The organism is Dactylosporangium sp. NPDC006015, assembly GCF_040614215.1.
In the GTDB taxonomy this organism is placed as follows: Bacteria; Actinomycetota; Actinomycetes; order Mycobacteriales; family Micromonosporaceae; genus Dactylosporangium; species Dactylosporangium maewongense.
Genome location: NZ_JBEXUD010000083.1, coordinates 24,813 through 31,129 on the forward strand (window position 1 = coordinate 24,813; position 6,317 = coordinate 31,129).

At 72.1% G+C, this 6,317-nt stretch carries 4 protein-coding genes and 1 pseudogene; 3 read left to right on the forward strand and 2 right to left on the reverse strand.

Annotated features, from left to right (window positions below):
• Window positions 1–106: 106 nt before the first annotated feature.
• Window positions 107–1,681, reverse strand: a complete 1,575-nt coding sequence (locus ABZ321_RS56560) for an ABC transporter substrate-binding protein (protein ID WP_344500362.1) — start codon at window positions 1,679–1,681, stop codon at window positions 107–109.
• A 218-nt stretch (window positions 1,682–1,899) separates the two neighbouring features.
• Between ABZ321_RS56560 and ABZ321_RS56565 the strand changes: the two genes are divergently transcribed.
• Both ABZ321_RS56565 and ABZ321_RS56570 read left to right on the forward strand, forming a co-directional pair.
• On the forward strand, window positions 1,900–3,363 hold the full coding sequence (locus ABZ321_RS56565; RefSeq protein WP_354905098.1) for an aldehyde dehydrogenase family protein: 1,464 nt from the start codon (window positions 1,900–1,902) through the stop codon (window positions 3,361–3,363).
• Between the two features lie 66 nt (window positions 3,364–3,429).
• Window positions 3,430–4,701 (forward strand): glycosyltransferase 87 family protein, encoded by a 1,272-nt coding sequence (locus ABZ321_RS56570; protein WP_354905100.1) that lies wholly within the window; start codon window positions 3,430–3,432, stop codon window positions 4,699–4,701.
• 442 nt (window positions 4,702–5,143) lie between these two features.
• On the opposite strand, the gene ABZ321_RS56575 is transcribed toward ABZ321_RS56570, so the two are convergent.
• Entirely contained in the window at window positions 5,144–5,917 is a 774-nt protein-coding gene (locus ABZ321_RS56575; RefSeq protein WP_354905102.1) for a hypothetical protein, read from the reverse strand.
• A 100-nt stretch (window positions 5,918–6,017) separates the two neighbouring features.
• On the opposite strand from ABZ321_RS56575, the pseudogene ABZ321_RS56580 reads away from it, so the two are divergent.
• Window positions 6,018–6,317, forward strand: a pseudogene (locus ABZ321_RS56580) (hypothetical protein); the annotation flags it as partial.

Here is a 6,317-nt window from a genome sequence, read left to right on the forward strand (position 1 = left end):
TTGTCCCGTACTGATTCCGGTATCGGCCATTCGTATCGTCCTTCTGATCAGGTGCCGGCACCGTCTTGCCTGGTGCCGGCACCATTGAACGAGTCGGGAAGATCAGCTACTTGAAATACACTGTCTCCCAGGAAGTGTTCGTCGAGCTGTCGATTGTGTAACCGGCCACACCGCTGCTGTAGGCGATGACTTTGAGCCCGTTGTTGAAGAACAATGCCGGCGGGTTGTCGTGGATCGCCTTGGCGAGCGCCTTGAGCGTTTCCGCCCGTTCCGGGGTGCCCACGGTCTGAGTCAGGGCCTTGCTGATCAGGTCCGCCTGGGTCTGGTCGCACCACGAGCCGGGCTTGCGCAGGCAGCTGTTGAAGGAGTAGGCCTTCGTCGCGTCCTGGGTCGGCGCCGTGAGGTAGGCCGTGGTGAACATGTCGGCCGGCCACTGCCCCTTGAGCAGGTAGCTGGTCATGTTCGCGGTGGTCTCCTGCTTCATGGTCAGCTTGATCCCGACCTTGGCGAGGTCGCTCTGCGCCTGGGCCAGGAAGTCCTTGTCGCCGGCGAAGGCGCCGAGGGAGTAGACGCCGGTGAGCTCGAAGCCGTTCGGGTAGCCGGCCTGGGTGAGCAGGTCCTTGGCCTTGGCCTGGTCGTACGGGTAGGGCTGCAGGCCGTCGTCGTGACCGGTGGTGCCGGGGGCGGTGCCCTGGCTGGCCACGGTGGTCAGGCCCTGGAACACCGACTTGATGACCGCGTCCTTGTCGACGGCGTAGTTGATCGCCTGGCGGACCAGTGGGTTGTCCAGCGGCTTCGAGCCACCCGTGGACGCGATGAACTGCAGCAGGAAGACGGCCTGGTTCTTCAGCGGGAAGACCGTGAAGTTCTTGGCCTTGACGTTGTCGATCTGGTCGAGGTCCAGCAGGGTGTTGATGTCGGCCGCGTTGGACAGGATCGCGTTGGTCCGCGCCGTCTGGTCCGCGACCTGCTTGATCTGGAGGTTGCCGATGATCGGCTTCCGCCACGACGTCGGGTTGGCCTTCATCGCGATCTCGGTGCTGCTGATCGACGTGACCGTGTAGGGACCGGTGCCGATCGGGGCCTTGGCGAAGCCGTCCATCCCGACCTCGGCGAGGTACTTCGGCGGCACGATGTACAGCGCCGCGATCTCCTGCGGCAGCACCCCGTCGGGCTTGGAGCTGGTGATGTTGACGGTGGCGGCGTCGACCTTGGTCGCCCCGGACACCGTCGGGTTGTACAGCTTGGCGACGCTGCCGGTGCCGGCGGCGCCGAGCAGGGTGGTTACGGTCGCCACGACGGCGTCGGCGTCGACCGGCTCGCCGTTGGAGAACTTCACGTCGGTGCGTAACGAGAACTGCCAGGTGGTGTCGTTGACACGGTTCCAGGACTTGGCGAGCCACGGCACGGGCGTGCCCGTGTTGTCGACCCGGGTGAGCGCGTCGAAGATCGCCGAGGTGGACTCGGCCCGAGGGGGCGACGCCGCCTGGAACGGCTGTCCGAGGAACTGCGAGATCGAGGGCACGACGACGCGCAGCGTGGCAGCGGCGTTCTTGGCCTCGTCGGGCTTGCCGGACGAGGCGGCCGACGGGTCGGAGCTGGTAGAGGATCCGCCGCAGGCGGCCAGGGTGGTGGTCAGGGCCAGAATCGAGCAGGTCAGAGCCGTCCTCAAACGGGTCACCGGGTCTCCTTCACGTTAGCGAGAGATGGTCGCGACCGGGCTATGACGCGGAGCAATGCCTCCTCGCGCACGCGACCGATCCCACCCGTGGCGTCGCTGCGGAAGCTGAGTACAGACACTACGCTCATGTACCGGAGTACACTATCAGAGTTAACTGACTCGTAATAAGAGCCGGTCAGGACCTTTTCCGAAGCGGCGGAAGACACCAGGAGTTGTGTGTGGAAACCTACGTGAATCACCTCTACGTCGCAGGTCGCCGCGAAAGCGCCCACAGCGGTGCACGGCTGGGCATCACCAACCCGGCCACCGAGGAAGAATTCGGATCAATCGCTGACGCCGACGACACCGACGTCGACGTCGCGGTGCGCGCCGCCCACACCGCCCTGACCGCCGACGCCTGGCGCAGCCTGACCCCCGCGAACCGCGCCGACCTGCTCGACAACCTGGCCACGGTGCTGGACCGGCGCGCGGACGAGTTCGTCGAGGTCCTCCTGCCGCAGAACGGGTTCCCAGTCGCCATGCAGCGCCTGCACGTCATGGGCGCCGCCAACCTCTACCGCTACTACGCCGGCGTCGTGCGCACCTACGAGTTCGAGGAACTGCGCACCTACCGCGGCTCGAACACCCTCGTGCGGAAGGAACCGGTCGGGGTCGCCGGCCTGATCGCGCCCTGGAACGGCCCCCAACCCCTGGCCGCGTTCAAGATCGCGCCGGCGCTGGCGGCCGGCTGCACCGTGGTGCTCAAGCCCGCACCGCAGACCAGCCTCGACGCGTTCCTGCTCGCCGACGCCGTCGCCGAGGCCGGCTTCCCGCCCGGCGTCTTCAACGTCATCACCGGCGGCGCCGCCACAGGCGCCGCGCTCGTCGCCCACCCCGGCGTCCGCAAGGTCGCCTTCACCGGCTCCACGGCGGCCGGCCGCGCGATCGCCCAGGCCTGCGCCGCGGACTTCAAGCCGGTCACCCTCGAGCTCGGCGGCAAGTCGGCCGCCATCCTGCTCGAGGACGCCGACATGGAGCTCTTCGCGGCCAAGGCCGCGCGGCTGTGCGCGCCGGAGACCGGCCAGGTCTGCTTCTCCCACACCCGCGTGCTGGCGCCCCGCGCGCGGTACGACGAGACGGTCCAGGCCGTCACCGCCGCGCTGGCCGCCACCGTCACCGGCGACCCGCGCAAGGAGGACACGACCATGGGCCCGCTCATCTCGCAGGCCCAGCGCGAACGCGTCGAGCAGTACATCGCCCTCGGCCGGGAGCAGGGCGGCCGGGTCGTGCTCGGCGGCGGGCGGCCCACCGGCCTGGACCGCGGCTACTACCTCGAGCCGACCGTCTTCGACCAGGTCGACAACAGCATGCGGATCGCCCGGGACGAGATCTTCGGCCCGGTCGTCGCGGTCATCCCCTACAGCAGCGAGGCCGAGGCGATCGCCATCGCCAACGACTCCGACTACGGCCTCGCCGGCTGCGTCTTCAGCCAGGACGTCGAGCACGCCCTGCAGGTCGCCCGGCAGATCGAGACCGGTTCGATCGGCGTCAACATGTACGGCACCTCGCACGCCGCCCCGTTCGGCGGGGTGAAGGCCAGCGGCATGGGCCGCGAGCTGGGCCCGGAAGGACTGACCTCCTACCTCGCCTACAAGGCGATCTACGGCGCCCCGGACGACGCGGTCCTGGCGCCGGCGGGCTGATTCGCACCGACCCGCCATGGTCGAACGGTTGAGGCCCGCCGGACCGCCGGCGGCTACCGTGATCGCATGCGGCAGCGGGTGGCGTATGTCGCGACCGGCGCCGGCCTCCTCGCCGCCGTGCTCGTCAGCGCCACCCTGACCAGCTGGAACGGCCTGTTCGACCTGCGGGTGTACCGCGGCGCCGTCAGCTCCTGGCTGGCCGGCGGGGATCTGTACGCGTACCTGCTGCCCGGCAGCCCGTACGGGTTCACCTACCCGCCGGCCGCCGCGATCCTCATGGCGCCGCTCGCCGTCGCGCCCTGGCCGGTCGCCGTCGGCGCGAGCTTCGTGGTGAGCGCCGCCGCGCTGACCGGGGTGCTGTCCTGGCTGGTCGGCCCCCTCACCGCCCGCACCGGCTGGCCGCCCGGCGCGGTGCTGCTCTGCGCGACCGCCGGCGCCGCCATGCTCGACCCCGTCCGGGCGGTGTTCTCGTTCGGCCAGGTGAACCTGGTGCTGCTCGGGCTCGTGGCCGCCGATCTCGGGCTGCTCGTCGCGCGGCGGCACCGCCTCGCCGGGATCGGCATCGGGCTGGCGGCCGCGGTGAAGCTCGTCCCGCTGGTGTTCGTGCTGTACCTGCTGGCGACCAGGCGATACCGGGCGGCCGCCACGGCCGCGGCCACGTTCGGTGCGGCCGGTGCCCTGACCGCCGCCGTCGCCCCGGACGCCTCCCGGCGGTTCTGGCTCGGCGCCCTCTTCGAGCTCGGCCGGGTCGGCGAACCCGGGTTCGTGTTCAACCAGTCGCTGTACGGCGCGCTGGTGCGGCTGCTGCCGGATGCGGCCGCCGTGCCGGCGTGGGTGGCGCTGTCGGCGGTCCTCGCCGCCGCCTGGTGCTGGGCGGTGCGCCGCACCGGCGACGTGCGGCTCGGGCTCGCGCTCACCGGGGCGCTCGGCTGCCTGTGCAGCCCGATCAGCTGGGGCCACCACCTGGTGTGGCTCATCCCGGCGCTGGTGGTGCTGGCCGAGGCGGGTGCGGTCGCCGTCGCGAGCGGGGCGTGGGCGGTGCTGTGCAGCCGGCTCATCTGGACCACCGAGGGCGACCGGGCGATCGTGGCCGCGGTCGTCGGCAACGTCTACGTCCTGGCGAGCCTGGCACTGTTCGCAGCGCTGCTGCGCACGGCGATCGAGACCGGCGCCCCGCACCCGCCGACGGCCGTGACTGGCGGCAGCACCCCGAACCCAGCGGCGTTCAAGACCGGCGACGGTGCCCCGGAGCCAGCGGCGGCCAAGACCGGCGGCGGCACCCAGGGTCCGACGGCGGCCTTGACGGCGGCGGCGCCCCAAGCCCAACGACAGCCTTGACCAACAGCCGCACCCAGCTCCCGACGACGGCGGCGCCCCGAGCCCGACCGCGGCCTCGACCGACGCCGGCACCCCGGCCCAGCGGCGGCCTTGACGGTGGCGGCGATCCGAGCCCGACCGCGGCCTTGACCGACGGCGGCACCCCGACCCGACGGCGGCGGCGCCCCAAGCCCGAACGGCGGCCTTGACCAACGGCGGCACGCAGGGCCTGACGGCGGCGGCACCGCGAGCCCAACGGCAGCCCTGACCGACGACCGCGCCCCGCACCCAGCGGCGGCCAAGCAGCCGAGCCCGACGGCACCCTTGACGGCGGCGCCGCGAGCCCAACCGCGGCCTTGACCAACGGCGGCACCCCGGCCCGACGGCGGCTTTGACCGACGGCGGCACCCCCGCGCCCAGCGGCGACCGGGCGCCCCGGGCCCCGGCGGCGGCCGCCGTGCGCTCAGCGACCGACGGCGCCGCCCAGTTTGCCGCCGCTGACCTGCTCGATCGCGGCGGTCACCCGCCGCGCCGGCATCCCTGCGGCGTCGAGGTCCGCGAACACGAACGCGGTCCCGCTGAACAGGATGCGGCGGTGCGCGGACGCCGGACTGTGCAGCTCGCTGCGGTCGGCCGGCACGATCACGACCGAACGGTGCCGGTTGGCTCCGACCCGCTGCACGGTGACGGAGTGCACGTCCGCCCAGCGGTACGCATCCGTCTCGATCGCCATCCGCGCACCCGCGGCCGACGGCGGCGCCTGCCGGAGCTGTCCGAGCCACCGGTGGCGCCCGGCTTCGATCCGGCGGAGCTTGAGCACGCCGTGGGCCAGCCCGGCGAGCCCGGCCAGGAACGGCAGGATGAGCAGCCAGCCCTGGTCGCCGTCCTCGAACCAGTACTCGACGAAGCAGATGGACCCGATGGCCAGCGCGAGCGACGGCACGATCCAGCCGAACGCCTTGAGCCGCAGGTCCGGGCCGGGGTCCTGCTCGAGCAGCCGCAGCCCGGTGCCGTCGACGTGCAGCTGGCGGCGCCGCAGCAGCCCGCCCACCGCAGATGCCGCCGCGACGAGCATCAGGCACCCGGGCAGGCACAGGAACAGCAGGGCGCTGGCCGCCTCCTCCTCACCGTAGAACGAGGTGGTGTAGGAGTAGGAGCTGTAGTAGGTGCGCGCCTCGTCGGCGGCGAGCGTGATGCCCAGGAGGTAGGCGGCGATACCGATCACGGTCAGCACCACGGCTTGCACCATGGTCCCGGCAGGCATCGTGATGAACTCGGTCGGGCGGCTGCTGCCCTGCGGCGGCACCGACGGCACCGATGGCACACCTGGGTAGCCCGTGCCGAGTCCCGGCTGCGGCGGGTACGGTCCGGCCGGCCACTCCGCCGACGGCTGGAACGCTCCGCTCACCGGCGAGTCCATCCCGACCGGCGCCGACACCGGCGCATTCGGCCCGCTGACCGGCGCGACCGCCGGCGACCCGGGCGGCGTGAACGGCGCGCTGACCGGCGCGGCGAACGGCCCGCTGACCGGCACCGAGACCGCGGGCGACACCGGCCCGGCCGCCGGTGAGGCGGGCGCGACCGGCGCTCCGTGCGGGAACCCCTGCGCGCCCGGTGCGGCAGCGGGCGAGGCGGGC